Genomic DNA, 17,829 nt, shown 5'->3' with positions numbered 1-17,829 from the left:
ATCGCTCTTGTTTCTTCGTAGCGGCAAACGGACGAATCTGCCAGAGCCCGAAGACGGAAAGCGTCGGGCTCTGGAACCTCGAATGGCACGTCAGAGTGCCGACACCGGATGGGGCGAGCCGTCATAAGCGCCCCAGATCGATTGGTCGAAGCAGATGACGGAGCCGGTCATCAGGCCGGATTCGGCTGACGAGAGATAGGCGCAGGCGCGGGCAACTTCTTCCGGATCGACCAGCCGGCCGAAGGGCTGGCTGGCGGCGGCCTTAGCGAGCCAGTCATCCGAGGCCTTGTGAAATTCCTTCTGAATGCGGTCTTCGCCCTCCGAGGCCATCCAGCCGATATTGAGGCCGTTGACGCGGATGCGGTTGCGCAAGAGCGCGTAGGCGGTGTTCTTAGTCAGCGTCTCCAGCGCGCCTTTAGAGGCGCAATAGGCGGCGATGAAAGGCTGGCCTGCTTTGGCGGACATGGAGCCGATATTGACGATCGTACCTTCGATCTTCTCACGTCGCATGACCTTCACGGTTTCCTGCATGAGGAAGAAAGGCGCGCGGACGTTGACGGCGAACATGGCATCGAAGAGTTCCGGGCTGGTGTCGAGGATTGTGCCCCGATCGGTGATGGCGGCAGCATTGACGAGAGCATCGACGCGGCCGAAGGTCTGGTCGCAGACATGGACGACATTCTGCCCATCCTCGACCTTGCCGAGATCGGCCTTGACGTAAACCACTTTCGCGCCGGTCTTTGCCGATATCTCCTCGGCCTTCGCCTTTCCCTTGGTCTCGTTGCGGCCGCAGATGACGATGCCCGTGGCGCCGCGTTCGGCAAAGAGGCGGGCGATGGTGGCCCCGAGGCCCTGTGTGCCGCCGGTGACGATGGCGATCTTGCCGTCGAGGCGGGCGTAATCCGTGCTCATATGTCTTCTCCTCCTGATGATATGCAAATGGCCCCTCGCCGGAAGCGAGAGGCTCTGGGATGATTATAGCGTTAGGCGCGATGTCAGCTCTGCTTCTTGGCCGCGTGGTCGGCGAGGGCTTTGGTGAATGTCTCGTCGCTCCAGCCTTCCTCCAGCGCCTCGTGCATCAGTTGTGCCTGTGTCTTCGGCGCGAGGCCGCCGAGCGGCGGGTCGCGGTCGAGATTGGTCGGGAAGGAATAGCCTTCCGCGCAGCATGCGACGGCATTGGTGATCTCGTCGGCCGAAAGCCTGCTCTTCAGCGCCTTCAGGGCGGGGAAGAGTTTTGCGCCCATGCGTTCGCGATTGACGGTTTCCATGGCCCGGCCGAAAGCCGAGGAGACCTGAAGCAGGTTCGCCATGCGTTTGATGTCCTTCGAGCGGTTGGTGCCGGCAGCGTGGAAGAGGGCGGGGTTGAAGAAGACGACATCGCCCTTTTCCAGCGGTAGCTGGATATGGTTCTGCTCGAAATAATCCTTGAATTCCTGGCGCTTGAGAGCGAGATAGCCCGGCTCGAAGGTCTGGCTGTGCGGCAGGAAAAGCGTCGGGCCGCTTTCGAGCGGCATGTCGCAATGGGCAACCGCGCCCTGCAGCGTCAGCACCGGCGAGAGGCGATGCACATGGGCCGGGAACTGCTCGATCACTTTGGAGGACTGGAAGCCGAGGTGGTAGTCGCGGTGGGCGGATTGCGCCGCACCGCCGGGGTTCACCCGGTTGACCTGCGCCGTCATCTGATAATACGGGCCGAGCCATGCCTCGCTTGCCAGCGCCACGACGGCGTTGCCGTAATAGCGGGCGAAATTTTCAGGGTCTGCCAGACAGTGTTTTTCCAGCGAATTCCAGATGCGGTCATTGGCGCCCGGCTTGGCAAAATGGTCGCCGCCGCCAGTGGACGTGCGGTGCTGCTCCTCAATGATCTCTTCGAAGATCGTGCTCGCCCGGTCGATGATGCCGGTATCTTCATAGGCGCGCTTGAAGACGACGACGCCGGGGCCGATGCCCAAGGCTTCCGAGATCTCGGCGAGAACGGCGCGACGGCCTTCCGGCGTCGAGGCTGCCTCGATCACCTTGCGGCTGTCGTAGATCAACACGTTCTTCTCGACGGCAGAAGCCGTTGGATAGTCGGCGAGGACGGTTGTCTTTTCGGCGAGCGCGCGGAAATCGCTGAGATCGCAGGCGTCTTCGGTGAGCCAGACGCGGTCGGTACGCAGTTTCTGCTGGTTGTCTGATTTCATCGGGTGCTCCTCCATGTCCGATGAAGGGAATATACGCCGCCGGCGATCCTGATGTAGATCAGGAATCCATCAAAAATCCATCAGAGTTCCAAGAGTGGAGATCGCTGTGGCTCATCCCTTTCTCGTCAAGGACATCGCTTTTCAGGCAGGCCTCAGCACCGCAACTGTCGACCGGGTGCTGAACGGCAGGCCCGGTGTGCGGCGGCAGACGGAGATGCGGGTGAGGGCGGCAATGGCCGAACTCGAAAAGCAAACGGGAGCCGATGTGGCCGGCCGCAAGCTTGCGATCGAAATCGTCATGGAGACGCCGGAGCGGTTCAGCACTGCGGTGCGCACGGCCTTTGAAGCGGAGGTTGCGACCTTCCTGCCGACCGTCTTCCGCTGCCGCTTTCATTTCGCCGAGGTGATGCGGGCGGCGGAGTTGGTGCAGCTTCTCGACCGTATCCGCTGCGCGGCACGCATGGCATCGTGCTGAAGGCGCCTGATGTGCCTGAGGTCGTTGCCGCCGTTGCGCGGCTCGATGCGGCTGGTATTCCCGTCGTCACGCTCGTGACGGACCTGCCGAATTCGGCGCGATCAGCCTATGCCGGCGCCGACAACCGGGCAGCGGGCGAGACGGCCGCCTATCTCATTGGCCGGCTGCTCGGCGCCTCCGGCGGCAAGGTGCTGGTGACGCTCTCAAGCGGCCGGTTCTGTGGCGAGGAGGAGCGCGAGATCGGATTTCGCCGGGTGATCCGGGCGCGTTATCCTTCGATCGGCATTATCGAAGTCAGCGAAGGGCACGGCACCGATGCCCCGACAGGTACGCTCGTTGCGGCAGCCCTCGCCGATGATCCCGATATCAATGCCGTCTATTCGGTCGGCGGCGGCAACCGCGCGGTGCTTGCGGCTTTCGAGGCCGCAGGCCGGCCTATCTCGGTTTTCGTGGCACATGATCTCGATGCCGACAACCGCGCCTTGCTGGCTGAACGGCGGATCGATTTCGTGCTGCATAACGATCTCAGAACCGATGCGCGTTCCGCCTTTCGTGCGATGATGGCCCGCGCGACGCCTGCCATCCGGACGGCGCCGGCGTCATTTTCGGCCGTCGAAATCGTTACGCCTTACAATATGCCGACGAGCCAATAGGCTGTTCGGGTTGATTGTCTTTCCATCTGCGGCAGATTCACGTTACAGCTTGCGAATAGCGAGGAGAGCGCATGGACCACAGCGACGTCGGCACAATCGCAGCATGGGTGACGGAACAGGGCCTGAACGGTGCGACCGAAGCGGAGCTGCTTGCCGGCTTCTGCGAAGCCTGCCGCAATGCCGGCATGCGGCTCGATCGCGCCATGGCGCTGATGGACACGCTTCACCCCGTGCATGAAGGCCGCGCCTTTCGCTGGGATAGTGTTGAGGATTTCGAAGGCGAATTCGAATATGGCCCTTCGAGCGAGGGCCAGGGGCTGGACACCTGGCGTCGGTCGGCCTTCTACCATCTCTGGACCAGCGGAGATCGAGAGGTGCGGCGCAGGATCGGCTTCGGCGATCCGACCGATTTCATCATGCTGGATCAGATCTATAAGCTCGGTCATACCGATTACGTCGCCATGGCGCATCGCTTTGCCGAGGCCGGCACGATCGGCGAGATGGATTGCTTCTTCTCGCATTTCTCGACCAAACATCCGGAAGGCTTTTCCGATCAGGATCTTGCGATCCTGCGCAAACTGGTGCCGGTGCTGGGGCTCGCAATCAAATGCGTGGCGCTCGCCCGTATCGCCCGCACGATCGCCGAGGTCTATCTCGGCGAGGATGCGGCGCGCCAGGTGATGGACGGCAAGATCTCGCGCGGCAAGACCGAGCGCATTTCGGCAGCGCTCTGGTTCTCCGACCTCTTGAACTACACGAAGATCTCGGACAATTCTCCGCCGGAAGAGATCATTCCGCTGCTCAACGAATATAGCGAGGCGGTGATAACAGCGATTCATGAGGCCGGCGGCAATGTTCTGAAGCTGATCGGCGACGGGGTTCTTGCGATCTTCAAGGGCGAGGAGCCGGCGGAAAGCTGTTCTGCGGCGCTGAGGGCAGAGCGCCTGCTCCGGCAGAAGCTTGCAGCACTCAACGCTGCGCGCGAAGTGAACCGGCAGCCGACGACGGATGTCTATATCGGCCTGCATATCGGCGATGTCTTCTACGGTAATATCGGCAGCCAGGATCGTCTGGACTTCACGGTCATCGGGCCGGCGGTCAACGAGGTCAGCCGCATTGCCTCGATCTGCCGTTCGGTCGATCTCAACGTGCTGATGTCGTCGGATTTCGAAGCGGCGATCCCCGAGGCAGAGCGGAACGTCCTCGCCTGTATCGGCCGCTATGCTCTGCGTGGGGTCAAACGCCCGCAATTGCTTTACACGCTGGAAAGCGCGCGGCTGAACGGCTGATCAACAAGATCCATCCGTGTTCGGAGCCTGCATAGGGTGCGGAGGGTGCATGGGCAGTTTCCTACGCTTTCTAGAAAATGTCAGACAAGAGACTGACATTTTTCCACATACGACCAAAAATGCCTATGCGGCCCCTGCAGACTATGCACAGGGACGCTCATCCTGTCGGCTGCGACTGCTCTAACGCAGCAATCCCTGTCCGCCGTCGATCCAGACGGGCGTGCCGGTAATATGCCGGGCGCGCTTGGAGGCGAGGAAGAGGATCGTCTCGGCGACATCATCGCTTGATCCCGCCCTGCCGCCGGTGATCGGAATTTCGCCCTCCGGCCAGATGACGGGCACCTCGGTTTCCTCGCGGTGACGCGTGGTGGTGTTGGCGGAAATGTTGGTTTCGATCGCGCCGGGGCAGACGGCGTTGACGCGGATGCCGTGTTTGCCGAGTTCCAGCGCCAGTTGTTGCACCATGGCGACCTGGCCGGCCTTGGTGGCTGTATAGGCCGTGGCGCCGGGTGTGGTGAAAGTACGCGTGCCGTTGATCGAGGAGACCACGACGATCGAGCCGCCATTCATCTTCAGGTAGGGCACCGTGAGATGCAGGGTCAGATAAGTGCCGCGCAGGTTGACGGCCATGGTCTGATCCCACTCGTCGGGCTTGAGGTCGTCGATCGGTGCCCAGACGCCGTTGATGCCGGCATTGGCGACGACGATGTCGATGCCCCCGAAAGTCTCGGTCATTTTCTCGATGGCAGTCCGCATCTGCGCTTCGTCGCTGGTATCGGCGGTCAGTTCGATCGACTGGCCGCCGGCGGCAATAATCTCCTGGCAGGTCTGGTGCACCTCGCTCTCGGTGCGGCTCAGCACCGCAACCTTTGCGCCTTCGGCGGCGAGCTTCAATGCGGTTGCCTTGCCGATGCCCGAGCCCGCGCCGGTCACCAATGCGATCTTTCCCTGCAACTCCATGAGCCGCTCCTCTTTGCGGTTGCCGGTAAAGGCAATGATCGGGGCGGCTCTTGGTTCCGGAGCGTGTGGCGTTGAGGACTATTTCAGGAGGCTATGGCGAAGCGCCCATTTTTCCGGTCCGTGAACGGCGGCGAAGAGCAGGCCGGCAAGGAAGGTGAAGTGATCGACGAAGAAGCCGAACTCAGCCTGGTTCTGCTGCCAGTGAGACGGGCCATGGAAGGAGAAGGCGAGGAAGATCACGTAAATGCCGGCAAGCAAGCTGGCCTCGCTGAAGAAGGCGCCGGTGATGAAGGCGAGCGCCAGCGCGATCTCGAAGAAGGCTGCGACCCAGGCAAGGAATGCCGCCGCCGGAAAGCCGGCCGCGGTGATATAGGCCGCCGTCGCGCCGATATCGGCGAATTTGAAGCCGGCGGCCATGAAGAAGATGAAGCTGAAGATGATGCGGGCGATAAGGATCGCTATTGCTCTGGCCATGGTAAAATCTCCCCTTTGAGTTTTCACTATGACGGACAAGCTGCCCGTTATCCGACAGGGGACATGAAAAAGGGCCGCGTCACGGCCCTCTCGCTTACCATTCGGCAAAGCTGCCGTCTTCGTGGCGCCAGATCGGGTTGCGCCAGCGGTGGCCTTCCTTGGCGCGCTCGATGACATAGGCCTCGTCCACTTCGACGCCGAGGCCGGGGCCTTGGGGAATGGAGACGAAACCGTCGGCATACTGGAAGACTTCCTTGTTGGAGATGTAATCCAGAATGTCGTTGCCCTTGTTGTAATGGATACCGAGGCTCTGCTCCTGGATGAAGGCATTGTAGGAGACGGCGTCGAGCTGCAGGCAGGCGGCAAGCGCGATCGGACCGAGCGGACAATGCGGCGCGAGCGCCACGTCATAGGCTTCGGCCATGGCGGTGATCTTGCGGCATTCGGTGATGCCGCCGGCGTGGGACAGATCCGGCTGAATGATATCGACATAGCCGTCCGACAGGACCGACTTGAAGTCCCAGCGGGAATAGAGGCGTTCGCCGAGCGCGATCGGCGTCGAGCAATGGTTGGCGATTTCCTTCAGAGTTTCGCGATGCTCGGACAAGACCGGCTCTTCGATGAACATCAGCTTGTAGGGCTCGAGCTCCTTGGCGAGAACCTTAGCCATGGGCTTGTGGACGCGGCCGTGGAAATCGACGCCGATGCCGATATGCGGGCCAATCGCCTCGCGGATGGTCGCGATGGTCTCGACCGCCTTGTCGATCTTCTCGTTGGTGTCGACGATCTGCATCTCTTCGCAGCCGTTGAGCTTGATGGCTTTGAAGCCGCGGGCGACGACGTCCTTGGCATTGCGGGCGACGTCGGAGGGGCGGTCGCCGCCGATCCAGGAATAGACCTTAATGCGGTCGCGCACCTGGCCGCCGAGCAGGGAATGGATCGGCTGGCCGAGCGCCTTGCCCTTGATGTCCCAAAGCGCCTGGTCGATGCCCGAGATCGCCGACATGTGGATGGCGCCGCCGCGGTAGAAGCCGCCGCGATACATGACGGTCCAGTGGTCTTCGATGAGGAAAGGATCCTTGCCGACAAGATAGTCGGCGAGTTCGTGAACGGCGGCCTCGACGGTCAGCGCGCGACCTTCGACGACCGGTTCACCCCAACCGACGATGCCTTCATCGGTTTCGATCTTCAGAAACAGCCAGCGCGGCGGGACGATATAGGTGGTCAGTTTGGTGATCTTCATGGAAATCGTGCTTTCGTTTCGCTTGGTGTTCCCATCGGCGAACGAAGCCGCCGATATTGCTCAGAGGTCGTTTATTTCGTCCGGCCGGCGGCGGTGAGGTCGCGTTTGGCGAGGTCGAGAATTCGGTTGACGCAATCGTGCGCCTCTGCAGCGTCTCGCAGGCGCAGAGCCTCCACGACCTTGCCATGCAAGGCGATCGCTTCCCGGTGATCCGGCATGGCGAGGTTCGACGCGTGAAGCGCGAATTTCAGTGCGGCGTGGATGGCGCTGGAGAGGCGGCGAAAGACCTGATTGTGGCTCGCCTTGAAAAGCACCGTATGAAAGAGGAGGTCCGCCTCGGTGAAGGCTTCGGGATCGTCGCTCGCCGATTGCATGCGCTGCCAGGCTTCCTCCAGATCGGCGATCTCCTGGGCGGTCGCGCGGCTCGCGGCATATTCGGCCGCTGCCGGCTCGATCGTGCGGCGGGCCTCCAGGATACTCGCCAGCAGGTCGAAGTCGCCGAGATGCGGCCCCATCCACTCCAGCACATCCTGATCGAGGATGTTCCATTCGTCCTTGTCACAGACGGTGGTGCCGATGCGTGGCTTGCCGCGTACGAGCCCCTTGGATTCCAGGACTTTCAGGGATTCTCGTATGACGGTGCGGCTGACGCCATGGAGGTCGCAGAGATCGTTTTCCCGCGGCAGCAGCGTACCGACGGGGTACCGGTTGGCGCAGATATCCTCGGCAATCGCCGCCGTGACGTTACGGCGGACGCGCGGCCGGCGCTCGGGCGCCGCAGTTTTTTCATCGCGTCTTACTGCGGGCTGCATCGGAAGATTCCTCGTGGCCAAGTCTTTTAAAGCAATCATCATACACAAGCAATCTTCTTGTATGATGATTGGAATTCAATCTGATGTCGTCTTCGGCGGATAGAGGACTATATTGCCGGTCGGAAGGGCAGAACGCTCTTCGCGGTGGAGCGTTGCTGCGCTTCGAAAATCAATCGAAACAGGAGGACGGCATGCAGATCAATCGCACAGGTTCAGCCCAGTGGTCGGGCGGTCTCAAGGACGGCAAGGGTCAGATCTCGACCCAGAGCGGTGCGCTGAACAATTACCCATACGGCTTCGCAAGCCGCTTCGAAGGCATTCCCGGCACCAACCCGGAAGAGCTTATCGGCGCTGCCCATGCAGGCTGCTTCACTATGGCGCTGTCGCTGATCCTCGGCGAAGCCGGCCTCAAGGCCGATCACATGGAAACCTCCGCCAAGGTAACGCTTGAAAGCGTCGAGGGCGGCTTTGCCATCACTGCCATCCACCTGTCGCTGACAGGCAGCATTCCTGGCGCCGACCAGGCAAAGTTCGAGGAACTTGCCGGCAAGGCCAAGGCCGGCTGCCCGGTTTCCAAGGCGCTTTCTGCCGTTCCGATCACGCTCGACGTCAAGCTCGCCTGATCCTTCAAGCTTGTTTTTATTTCGATGCCGCAGTCTTTCCGGGCTGCGGCATTTTTATTTGCATCGCGAAATCATTGACAAATGAAAGATGATATTTTACGACTGACGAAATTCGAATTTCGTCAGTCGTAAAATATCAGGCCTGAAACCCATGAATGACATCGCGGAAAATACGCTGGACGTCACGCGGCAGGAAAATATCACCCGCATTCTCGATGCGGCGGAGCGGCTCTTTCGCCACTACGGCTATTCCAAGACGACGGTTGCGGATGTCGCCCGCGATCTCGGCATGTCGCCTGCCAATATCTACCGCTTCTTCGCCTCCAAGGTTGAAATCCACCAGGCGATCTGCGGCCGGATGCTGGCAGCCGCCTATCAGCTTGCATCCAACATCTGCCATCAGAAGATCAGCGCTTCGGACCGGCTACGCCAATATGTGCGCAGCCAGTACCAGCTGACGCTCGACACCATGCTCGATCAGCAGAAGGTGCATGAGATGGTGGTCGTCGCAATCGAACGCGACTGGCACGTCATCGAGAGGCACATCGATTCCATTCACGCATTGCTTGCCGATGTCATCCGCGAAGGCATCGCTGCCGGTGAATTCGCTGACCAGGATCCCGAGGTCGCCTCCCGCTGCTTTGGCGCGGCGACCATCAATCTCTGCCACCCGCAGATGGTGGCCCAATGTCTTGCCAAGACAAACCGGGCGACCGTGGACGAACTGATCGAATTTGCGATCAAGGCACTTAGAAAATAAGCGCGGCCAAGGTCGCCCGAGAAAACCCTAGATAATCAGGAGTGCGAAAGATGTTTTCGCTCAAGACCTTCAGCAACCGCATGCCGTCCGTCATGAGCCTCACGCTCCTTGGTGCGGTCGGGCTCGGCATTGCCGGCTGCACGGAAGAAAAGGCAGAGGTCAAGGAGGTCATCCGGCCGGTAAAAGTGGTCGAGGTCGCCAAGGCCGGTGATACCCGCACGCTCGATTATTCCGGATCGGTGAGGGCGCGCACGGAAATGAACCTCGGCTTCCGCGTCGGCGGCAAGATCACCGAGCGCCTCGTTGATATCGGCGAGCAGGTGAAGCCGGGTGACGTTCTCGCACGGATCGATTCGACTGATTACCAGCTTGCGGTGAAGACTGCCGACGCCAATCTCGCCGCCGCCGAGAAGGCCGTCGAGACGGCCGATATCGCCAACCGCCGCGCAGAGCAGCTCTTCGACAAGAATGTTGCGCCGAAATCCCAGGTCGAGCAGGCTTCGCTCAGCCATGACCAGGCGATTTCGAGCCGGGATGCCGCAGCTTCCGCGCTCGATCAGGCCAAGAACCAGGTAAGCTATACGGAACTCAAGGCCGACCACAGCGGTATCGTGACCACCATCAATGCCGATGTCGGACAGGTCGTAGGGTCCGGCACGCCGGTGGTTGCCGTTGCCGTCGATGGTGAGAAGGAAGTTCAGATCGCGGTGCCGGAAAACGATATCGCGCAGTTCAAGCCGGGCAAGACCGTCAAGGCGAGCTTCTGGTCCGATGACAAGCTGGTGCTTGATGGTACCGTTCGTGAGGTCGCGGGCAGCGCCGACCAGCAGTCGCGCACCTTCGCCGTGCGTGTCAGCCTGCCGAACGATCCGCGCGTGCTGCTCGGGATGACGGCGACGATCGAAGCCGATGTCAGCAATGCCGACACCTATGTTTCCATCCCGCTCAGCGCACTGGCACAGAAGGATGGCAAGCAGGTCGTGTGGACCGTCGACCGTGGAACGGAAACCGTCCATGTCCGTGGCGTCGAGATTGCGGATTTCACCGGCGATGGCGTTCGTGTCGCAAAGGGGCTCGACAGCGGCGATCTCGTCGTGGCAGCCGGCACACAATTCATGAGCGAAAACCTGAAGGTCAAGCTTCCCGACCAGCAATCGGCGGCCGCCGAAACGGACGCAGCCGTCCGCTGAACAGTCAGGGAGAGGGAACAGGATCATGGACACTACCACCACTGAAAAGCGCCCCTTCAACCTTTCGCGCTGGGCGATCGGCCATCCGAGCATCGCGCGGTTCCTGTTCGGGCTGATCCTGATTACGGGCGTGCTCGGCCTGACACGCATGGGCCAGAAGGAAGACCCTGATTTCACCTTCCGCGTCATGGTGGTACAGGCGCTCTGGCCTGGCGCCTCGCTTCAGGACATGGAAGACCAGGTCACCAACAAGATCGAACGCAAACTGCAGGAAACTCCGCATCTCGACTGGGTAAAGTCCTACACACGTGCCGGCAGCACGATCATCACCGTGCAGGTGAAGGGTGACACGGATTCAGCTCAGGTCGCGGACGCCTTCTATCAGGTGCGCAAGAAGGTCGGCGACATCAACGGCGACCTGCCGCAGGGCCTGCTCGGTCCCTATTTCAACGATGAATTCGGCGATACGTTCATCACGCTGCATTCGATCGGCGGCGACGGTTATTCCTATCCGGAGTTGAAGACGTTCGCGATCCAGGCGCGCGACATGCTGCTGACGACGCCAGGCGTCGAGAAGGCGGTCATCATCGGCGATCAGCCGGAAAAGATCTATATCGACGTCTCCTCCAAAGCGCTCGCCGAGCGCGGACTGACGATCCCTGACCTGCAGAACGCCATCAAGGGCCAGAACGCCGTCGATCCGGCCGGCAACGTCGATACCGGCCTGCGCTCGGTGCGCATTTCGGTCGAAGGCAATGTTCACAAGGTGGAGGATATCCGCGAACTGCGTCTGCGTTCCGGCAATCAGGTGACGCGCCTCGGCGATATCGCCACCGTCACCTCCGGCCTCGAGGATCCCTATCAGCGCAAGTACCGCTATAACGGTCACGAGAGCGTGCAGGTCGGCGTCGTCATGGCCAAGGGTTTTAAGGTCACCGATGTCGGCAAGGATGTGGAGGCGACCTACAAGCGCTTCGAGGACTCGCTGCCCTATGGCGTCGCCGTCGACCAGATCTCCAACCAGCCCGACGTCGTGACGGATGCGGTCAGCGAGTTCATGCATGCGCTCGGCGAAGCCCTTGCCATCGTGCTCGTCGTCTCGTTCCTGTCGATCGGCTGGCGTTCGGGTCTTGTCATCGCCATCGCCATTCCGCTCGTTCTGGCCGCGACTTTCGCCATCATGTACGAGCTCGGTATCGACCTGCAGCGCATTTCGCTCGGCGCGCTCATCATCGCGCTCGGCCTGCTCGTCGACGATGCGATGATCGTCGTCGAAATGATGGAGCGAAAGCTCGAGGAAGGTCTCGTCAAGATCGATGCGGCGAGTTTCGCCTATTCCTCGACCGCCTTCCCGATGCTGACGGGTACGCTGATCACTACGGCCGGCTTCATTCCCGTCGGCTTTGCGGCATCGACGGCCGGCGAATATGTGCGCTCGCTCTTCTATGTGGTCGGTATCGCCCTTGTGACCTCATGGTTCGTGGCGGTCTATTTCACGCCGTGGCTCGGCTATATGATCCTGAAGCAGCGTCACCATGCGGGCGAGCATCATGACGTGTTCGACACGCGCTTCTATCGCGGCCTGCGCCATACGGTCGGCTGGGCGGTGCGCCATCGCGTCATCGTGGTCGCGCTGACGCTCGCCACCTTCGTTGCCAGCCTCTGGAGCTTCCAGTTCATTCCGCAGAACTTCTTCCCGCAGTCATCGCGTCCGGAAATCCTCGTCGATCTCTGGCTGCCAGAGGGCACCAGCATCAAGGAAGTGGAAGTCCAGGCAAAGGCGCTGGAAGCCAAGATGATGGACGACCCGGACAAGAAGTTCATCGCCACCTATATCGGCGAAGGCGCGCCGCGCTTCTTCCTGCCGCTCGACCAGCAGCTTCGCAATCCGAACTATGCGCAGCTCCTGATCGTGGCCAATGATGAGCCAGCCCGTGAACGCCTCATTACCAAGCTCAGGACGGTCCTGGCGGAAGACTTCCCGTCCATCCGCGGCAAGGTCGACCGTCTCTTCCTCGGCCCGCCGACGGGCTGGCCGGTGCAGATGCGTGTGATGGGTCCGGACCGTGCGGAAGTGCGTGAGATCGCCGATCAGGTGAAGGAGCGCTTCACGATGGATCCGATGCTCGGTGCCATCCATGACGACTGGCTGGAGCCGGTGCCGGCCATGAAGCTGGTCATCGATCAGGACCGTGCCCGTGCGCTTGGCGTCACCTCGCAACGCGTCCGCCAGATGCTGCAGACTGCCATGTCCGGCGCACCGCTCGACGACTTCCGCGACGGCGAGGAGACGGTCTCGATCGTTGCCCGTGAGCCGGATGCCAACCGTTCGCTGCTCTCAGCCGTCAACTCGGTCTATGTACCGACGGATTTCGGCGGCTTCGTTCCGGTCTCGCAGATCGCCAAGGTCGTGCCATCAATGGAACAAGGTGTCGAATGGCGGCGCAACCGCCTGCCGACAATATCAGTGCGTGCGACACTGCCTGATAATGTTCAGTCGAATGACGTCGTGACCAAGTTGTACAACGACATGAAGGACCTGCGCGACAGCCTACCCGCAGGCTACAAGATCGAGATCCAGGGCGGCGCCGAGGATTCGGCCGAAAGTCAGGCTTCGATCGCTGCCAAGGCACCGATCATGCTGGTCGTCATCATGATCCTGTTGATGGCGCAGCTGCAGCATTTCGGCAAGGCGATGCTGGTCTTCGCAACCGGCCCTCTCGGCATCATCGGTGCCGCCTCGGCCCTGTTGATCAGCGGTGCGCCATTCGGCTTCGTGGCGATCCTCGGCGTCATCGCGCTGCTCGGCATCATCATCCGCAACTCGATCATTCTGGTCGACCAGATCGATCAGGATATCAAGGCGGGCATGCACAGGCAGGAGGCGATCGTCGGTGCTGCCGTCCGCCGCTTCCGGCCGATCATGCTGACGGCGCTGACAGCCGTGCTGGCGCTGATCCCGATCTCGCGCGGCGTCTTCTGGGGTCCGCTCGCCTACGCCATGATGGGCGGCATCCTGGTTGCCACCGTGCTGACCATTCTCGTACTGCCGGCCGGCTATGCCCTGTTCTTCGGCCGCGAGCCGAAGGCCAGGAATGACGAACATGCCAATGCCAACCAGGAAGAGGCGGATGGGGACATCCATCATCCGCCGGCATTGGCAGCCGAATGAGACAATGGCGCGGTCGTGGCCGCGCCATTTTTGTTTCACTCGTCCTTTGTCTCACTCATCTTTTGTTTCGGGCCTTCGTGCCTGTGGCGGTAGTAGAGCGACTGCCAGAGCATGCGGTCGCCGCGCACGCCATCGGCGCCCAGGATGCTGCCGTCGAGGAGACGGGGCGCTAAACGGGAGTAAAGATCGCCCTATATTCGCCGGAGGGAGGATATGACTGTGGCCGATTACCATTTAGAAGCAAGCTGGAGCCCGGTCGAAGGAAGTTTCGGCCGCTTCACTTTCACGCTCTTCAACCTTTCTGACGAACCGCTCTCCGGTTTTACGCTCGCCTATACTTCGCTCACCCGCGTGGCGGACGAACATGCCGTGGAAGGTGCCGTGCTCAAGCGGCGCGTTGCAAATTTTCATGAGTATTCTCCACCTGACGGGCTCATGCTCAAGCCTGGCGACAGTTGGCAGTTTACCGTAGAGGGGCTGGCGAATGGCCCGAAGCACGTCACGGCGGGCATCAAATCCGCCTATCTTACGCTTGCCGATGGCCGGCATGTCCCCGTCAGCTTCGGCGATCTGATGCTTGATGGCGCAGAGCGCGGCGAATTGCCGGAGCTGCTGCCGAGAGGCGAGGTGACGGAGCCGTTTTCGCTGCTGCCCTGGCCGCTCTCCCTATCAATGCGGCCGAACGACGTGCCGCCCGTCGCGCTTTATCCGGCGGCCGGCTCGCGCGCCGAAGATATCAAGGCTGTGGCGAAGGTGCTGGCACTCTGCCAACGGCTCTTTCCCGCCGACAACGTGACTTTCACGCTGCAGCCGGTCCAGGGTGGGCGGCCGGTCCGCTTCGAGACGGAATCCTCGATCATGCCGGCCGCCTATGAACTACGCTTCACGGCACAGGAAATCATTCTCGCCACCGATGATGCGGTGGGGCGGTTCTACGGGCTTATCAGCCTCGCTCAATTGCTGCACGGTGCGCGCCGGGATGCCGAGATCTTCCAGTTTCCCGTCTTCGGCGATATTGCCGACCAGCCTCGTTACGAGTGGCGCGGCTGTCATCTCGATGTTAGCAGGCAGTTCTATCCGGTCGAGGATATCGAGCGGCTGATCGATATCCTTGCCTGGAACAAGCTCAACATTTTCCATTGGCATCTGACCGACGATGAGGCCTGGCGACTGGAGATCAAGGCCTATCCGGAACTGACGGAGATCGGCGCAAAGCGTGGGCCGGATGAGGTTCTCGTGCCGCAGCTCGGTGACGGGGCCGAGCCGCGATCGGGATATTACACACAGGACGACGCGCGCAGGATCGTCGCTCACGCCGCTGCACTTCATGTCGATGTCGTGCCCGAGATCGATGTTCCCGGGCACAGCGCAGCCGCTCTCCTTTCTCTGCCAAAGCTTATCGATGGGCAGGAGGCGCCGGACAGCTATCGCTCTGTGCAGGGCTATCCGAATAATGCGCTCAATCCGGCGATTGAGTTCACCTATGAATTCCTAGGCAAGGTGTTCGACGAGGTAGCAGCACTCTTTCCCTTCGACTATCTCCATATCGGCGGAGATGAGGTGCCGCATGGTTCCTGGCTCGCCTCACCGGCCTGCAAGGCGCTGATGGAGAAGGAGAAGCTTGCCGGTACGGCCGAACTCCAGTCGCATTTCATGCGGCGGATCAAGGCCATGCTGGCTGAGCGCGGCAAGAAGCTTGCCGGCTGGAACGAGGTCTCGCATGGCGGCGGTGTCGATCGCGACGGCACGCTGCTGATGGCCTGGGAGAAGCCGGAGGTCGGCATCGAGCTGGCGGGCGAGGGCTATGATATCGTCATGACGCCGGGGCAGGCCTATTATCTCGACATGGCCCAGGCGGAAGGCTGGGGAGAGCCGGGTGCGAGCTGGGCTGGTTTCACACCACCGGAAAAGACCTATGCCTACGAGGCTGAAGGCGAATTTCCGGGGGAGATGAGAGAGCGGATGCGTGGCATCCAAGCCTGCATCTGGGGCGAGAATTTCGTCTCGAGGGCCTATTTCAACCGGCTGGTCTTCCCGCGGCTGTCGGCTGTTGCGGAGGCTGCCTGGACCCCGACGCTGCGAAAGGACTGGCTGCGCTTCGCCGCGATCGTCAGGATGTGGCCGACTCTCTAAGGTTTCGTTTTACGCAATTCCGGACGCAAAAACCGCTGCACACTTCTGCTGGAATTGCTTTAGGCAGCTTCGGCCTTCAGGCCCAGAAGCGCTGCGCCGATCAGACCCGGTTCGATGCGGCATTCACTGCGCACCACCAGCGGCCGGTCGAATTTCCGCAGGATGCGGGCGCGCACTGCCTGATCGAGTTCGGCGAGTAGCGGTTCGACATTCGAGAGGCCGCCGCCGACGGGCACGATGGTTGCGCCCGTTATGTTGATAGCGAGCGCCAGCGGCGAAGCGACGAGATCGACATAGACGTCGATGGTGCGGTTCGCCTTTTCCTCGCCGTTGCGCCAGTCGATGATGATTTCTTCGCTGGAGAGGTCGAGATCGTGCAGCGTCTTGTGCAGGCGTTCCAGGCCGCGTGCGCCGCCGACCGTATCGACGCAGCCTTTCTGGCCGCAGCCGCAGGCATAGGCGGGGATAGCGACCGGCGGGGTGCCGGCCTGCGACGCGATGATCGGGCCGTGGCCCCATTCTCCCGCAAAGCCACCCGACTCATTAATGAGGCGGCCATCGGAGACGACGCCGCCGCCGACGCCGGTGCCGAGGATGGCGCCGAAGACGATGCGGTGACCGCGACCGGCACCGAGCTCGGCTTCCGCCATGGCGAAGCAATCGGCATCATTGGCGATCAGCACCGGCAGGCCGAGCGCGGCCTCAAGATCGGCAGCGAGGTTGCGGTCGTGGATGCAGGGTATGTTGGCGACGATCAGGCGCTGCGTGTCCGGGTCGACGACGCCGGCAATCGAGAGCGCAATGCGGGAGGGTTGTTCGCCGGCCTCGGTGATAAAGCTCTTCAGCGTTTTGACGAAAGCCGGGAAATCGTTCTTCGGGGTCGGGCGGCGGCCAAGTGGCACGATGTCGGATTCCGAACGTGCAATCCCGCCCTTGATGGCGGAGCCTCCGATATCGAATGAAATGATCATCTGATGCCTGCCGATTGTCTGTGTCGGCGTCTGCTCGCACTCCTGGCGGGGAATTACAAGGATTATTCGATAAATGAACTAAGTTACTGGCAGGCACGCGCCGAAATTTTCATCCGTCAGGGTCATGTTAATGGCATATTGCACGGGCAAGCTTTTCATTATTCACCTGCCGATGCCGGATTCATGACAATCGAAAATACCGAAGCCAATAGAACGACCACTCGCAGGCCGCGGCCAAAGGGCCGGCGGCTTTCCTCCATTCTACGTCAGATGGCGGCGGATCGAAGCCGCGAACGGGTTTCGATCGGAGACCTGTTCCAGACGATGGGCGATCGGGCGACCGGCGCATTGATGCTGATCTTCGCATTGCCGAACGCTTTTCCAACGCCGCCCGGCACCTCCTCGCTGCTCGGCGCTCCCTTGGTATTCCTCGCTGCACAGCTCACCTTCGGCTTGAAGCCGTGGTTGCCGAGGGCGATTGCGGCACGCTCCATGCGACGGGAGGATTTCGAGACGATCGTCGGGCGCATCCATCCCTGGCTCGCCTGGGCGGAGCGCATGCTGCAGCCGCGGCTCAGCATTTTCGTAGAGCCGGCTGCGGAATATCTGGCGGGCTTCTGCTGCTTGGTGCTAGCGATCGTTCTCGTGCTGCCGGTGCCGCTCGGCAATATCCTGCCGGCGATTGCGATTTCTGTCTTTGCCTTCGCAATTCTCGGCCGGGACGGGCTGTTTTCACTTCTCGGCTTCATCATGACGGCGGTTTCCGTCGCTGTTGCCGGTGGGGTGATCTACGGTCTCGTCAAGGCTGCCATCTACATCGTCATGCAGTGGTTCGGATAAGAACTGGCTGCTCACTTTTTCAACGCCCTCGACATTTGCCCGATTTTTGGT

Annotated in this window: 14 protein-coding genes and 1 pseudogene; 8 read left to right on the top strand and 7 right to left on the bottom strand. The window is 61.2% G+C overall.

The window, feature by feature from the left end:
• Positions 1 to 90: 90 nt before the first annotated feature.
• The gene (locus ACK9YZ_RS18455) at positions 91 to 912 is read right to left on the bottom strand and encodes an SDR family oxidoreductase (protein ID WP_416064761.1); all 822 of its coding nucleotides are present in this window, start codon (positions 910 to 912) and stop codon (positions 91 to 93) included.
• Between the two features lie 83 nt (positions 913 to 995).
• Positions 996 to 2,183: a phytanoyl-CoA dioxygenase family protein gene (locus ACK9YZ_RS18450; RefSeq protein ID WP_416064760.1), complete on the bottom strand. Its 1,188-nt coding sequence runs from the start codon at positions 2,181 to 2,183 to the stop codon at positions 996 to 998.
• A 106-nt stretch (positions 2,184 to 2,289) separates the two neighbouring features.
• Between ACK9YZ_RS18450 and ACK9YZ_RS18445 the strand changes: the two are divergent.
• Both ACK9YZ_RS18445 and ACK9YZ_RS18440 read left to right on the top strand, forming a co-directional pair.
• Positions 2,290 to 3,311 (top strand): annotated as a pseudogene (locus ACK9YZ_RS18445) (LacI family DNA-binding transcriptional regulator).
• Between the two features lie 71 nt (positions 3,312 to 3,382).
• Entirely contained in the window at positions 3,383 to 4,600 is a 1,218-nt protein-coding gene (locus tag ACK9YZ_RS18440; RefSeq protein ID WP_216756019.1) for an adenylate/guanylate cyclase domain-containing protein, read from the top strand.
• Between the two features lie 180 nt (positions 4,601 to 4,780).
• On the opposite strand, the gene ACK9YZ_RS18435 is transcribed toward ACK9YZ_RS18440, so the two are convergent.
• The 4 genes from ACK9YZ_RS18435 to ACK9YZ_RS18420 form a co-directional block, all read right to left on the bottom strand.
• Positions 4,781 to 5,560, bottom strand: a complete 780-nt coding sequence (locus tag ACK9YZ_RS18435; RefSeq protein WP_416064759.1) for an SDR family oxidoreductase — start codon at positions 5,558 to 5,560, stop codon at positions 4,781 to 4,783.
• Between the two features lie 78 nt (positions 5,561 to 5,638).
• Positions 5,639 to 6,034 (bottom strand): DoxX family protein, encoded by a 396-nt coding sequence (locus ACK9YZ_RS18430; RefSeq protein WP_416064758.1) that lies wholly within the window; start codon positions 6,032 to 6,034, stop codon positions 5,639 to 5,641.
• A gap of 94 nt (positions 6,035 to 6,128) precedes the next feature.
• Positions 6,129 to 7,277: a galactonate dehydratase gene (gene dgoD / locus ACK9YZ_RS18425; RefSeq protein ID WP_416064757.1), complete on the bottom strand. Its 1,149-nt coding sequence runs from the start codon at positions 7,275 to 7,277 to the stop codon at positions 6,129 to 6,131.
• A 71-nt stretch (positions 7,278 to 7,348) separates the two neighbouring features.
• On the bottom strand, positions 7,349 to 8,089 hold the full coding sequence (locus ACK9YZ_RS18420; protein ID WP_216756015.1) for a FadR/GntR family transcriptional regulator: 741 nt from the start codon (positions 8,087 to 8,089) through the stop codon (positions 7,349 to 7,351).
• Between the two features lie 191 nt (positions 8,090 to 8,280).
• Here ACK9YZ_RS18420 and ACK9YZ_RS18415 point away from each other — a divergent pair, with 191 nt between their 5' ends.
• From ACK9YZ_RS18415 to ACK9YZ_RS18395, 5 genes are all read left to right on the top strand, one after another.
• On the top strand, positions 8,281 to 8,712 hold the full coding sequence (locus tag ACK9YZ_RS18415; protein WP_184399174.1) for an OsmC family protein: 432 nt from the start codon (positions 8,281 to 8,283) through the stop codon (positions 8,710 to 8,712).
• A gap of 151 nt (positions 8,713 to 8,863) precedes the next feature.
• Entirely contained in the window at positions 8,864 to 9,472 is a 609-nt protein-coding gene (locus ACK9YZ_RS18410; protein WP_416064756.1) for a TetR family transcriptional regulator, read from the top strand.
• A gap of 50 nt (positions 9,473 to 9,522) precedes the next feature.
• Entirely contained in the window at positions 9,523 to 10,662 is a 1,140-nt protein-coding gene (locus ACK9YZ_RS18405; RefSeq protein WP_216756013.1) for an efflux RND transporter periplasmic adaptor subunit, read from the top strand.
• A 25-nt stretch (positions 10,663 to 10,687) separates the two neighbouring features.
• Positions 10,688 to 13,834, top strand: a complete 3,147-nt coding sequence (locus tag ACK9YZ_RS18400; RefSeq protein ID WP_416064755.1) for an efflux RND transporter permease subunit — start codon at positions 10,688 to 10,690, stop codon at positions 13,832 to 13,834.
• Between the two features lie 219 nt (positions 13,835 to 14,053).
• The gene (locus ACK9YZ_RS18395; protein WP_416066769.1) at positions 14,054 to 15,967 is read left to right on the top strand and encodes a beta-N-acetylhexosaminidase; all 1,914 of its coding nucleotides are present in this window, start codon (positions 14,054 to 14,056) and stop codon (positions 15,965 to 15,967) included.
• 59 nt (positions 15,968 to 16,026) lie between these two features.
• On the opposite strand, the gene ACK9YZ_RS18390 is transcribed toward ACK9YZ_RS18395, so the two are convergent.
• The gene (locus ACK9YZ_RS18390; RefSeq protein WP_216756011.1) at positions 16,027 to 16,938 is read right to left on the bottom strand and encodes an ROK family protein; all 912 of its coding nucleotides are present in this window, start codon (positions 16,936 to 16,938) and stop codon (positions 16,027 to 16,029) included.
• 183 nt (positions 16,939 to 17,121) lie between these two features.
• Here ACK9YZ_RS18390 and ACK9YZ_RS18385 point away from each other — a divergent pair, with 183 nt between their 5' ends.
• A complete protein-coding gene (locus tag ACK9YZ_RS18385) occupies positions 17,122 to 17,778 on the top strand; it encodes an exopolysaccharide biosynthesis protein (protein WP_216756010.1) in 657 nt (218 codons plus the stop codon).
• Positions 17,779 to 17,829: the final 51 nt, after the last annotated feature.

The organism is Rhizobium sp. ZK1 (assembly GCF_047782645.1).
Classification (GTDB): domain Bacteria; phylum Pseudomonadota; class Alphaproteobacteria; order Rhizobiales; family Rhizobiaceae; genus Rhizobium.
Note: the sequence above shows the minus strand (reverse complement) of the source record. Positions and strands in the feature narration are given on the sequence as shown.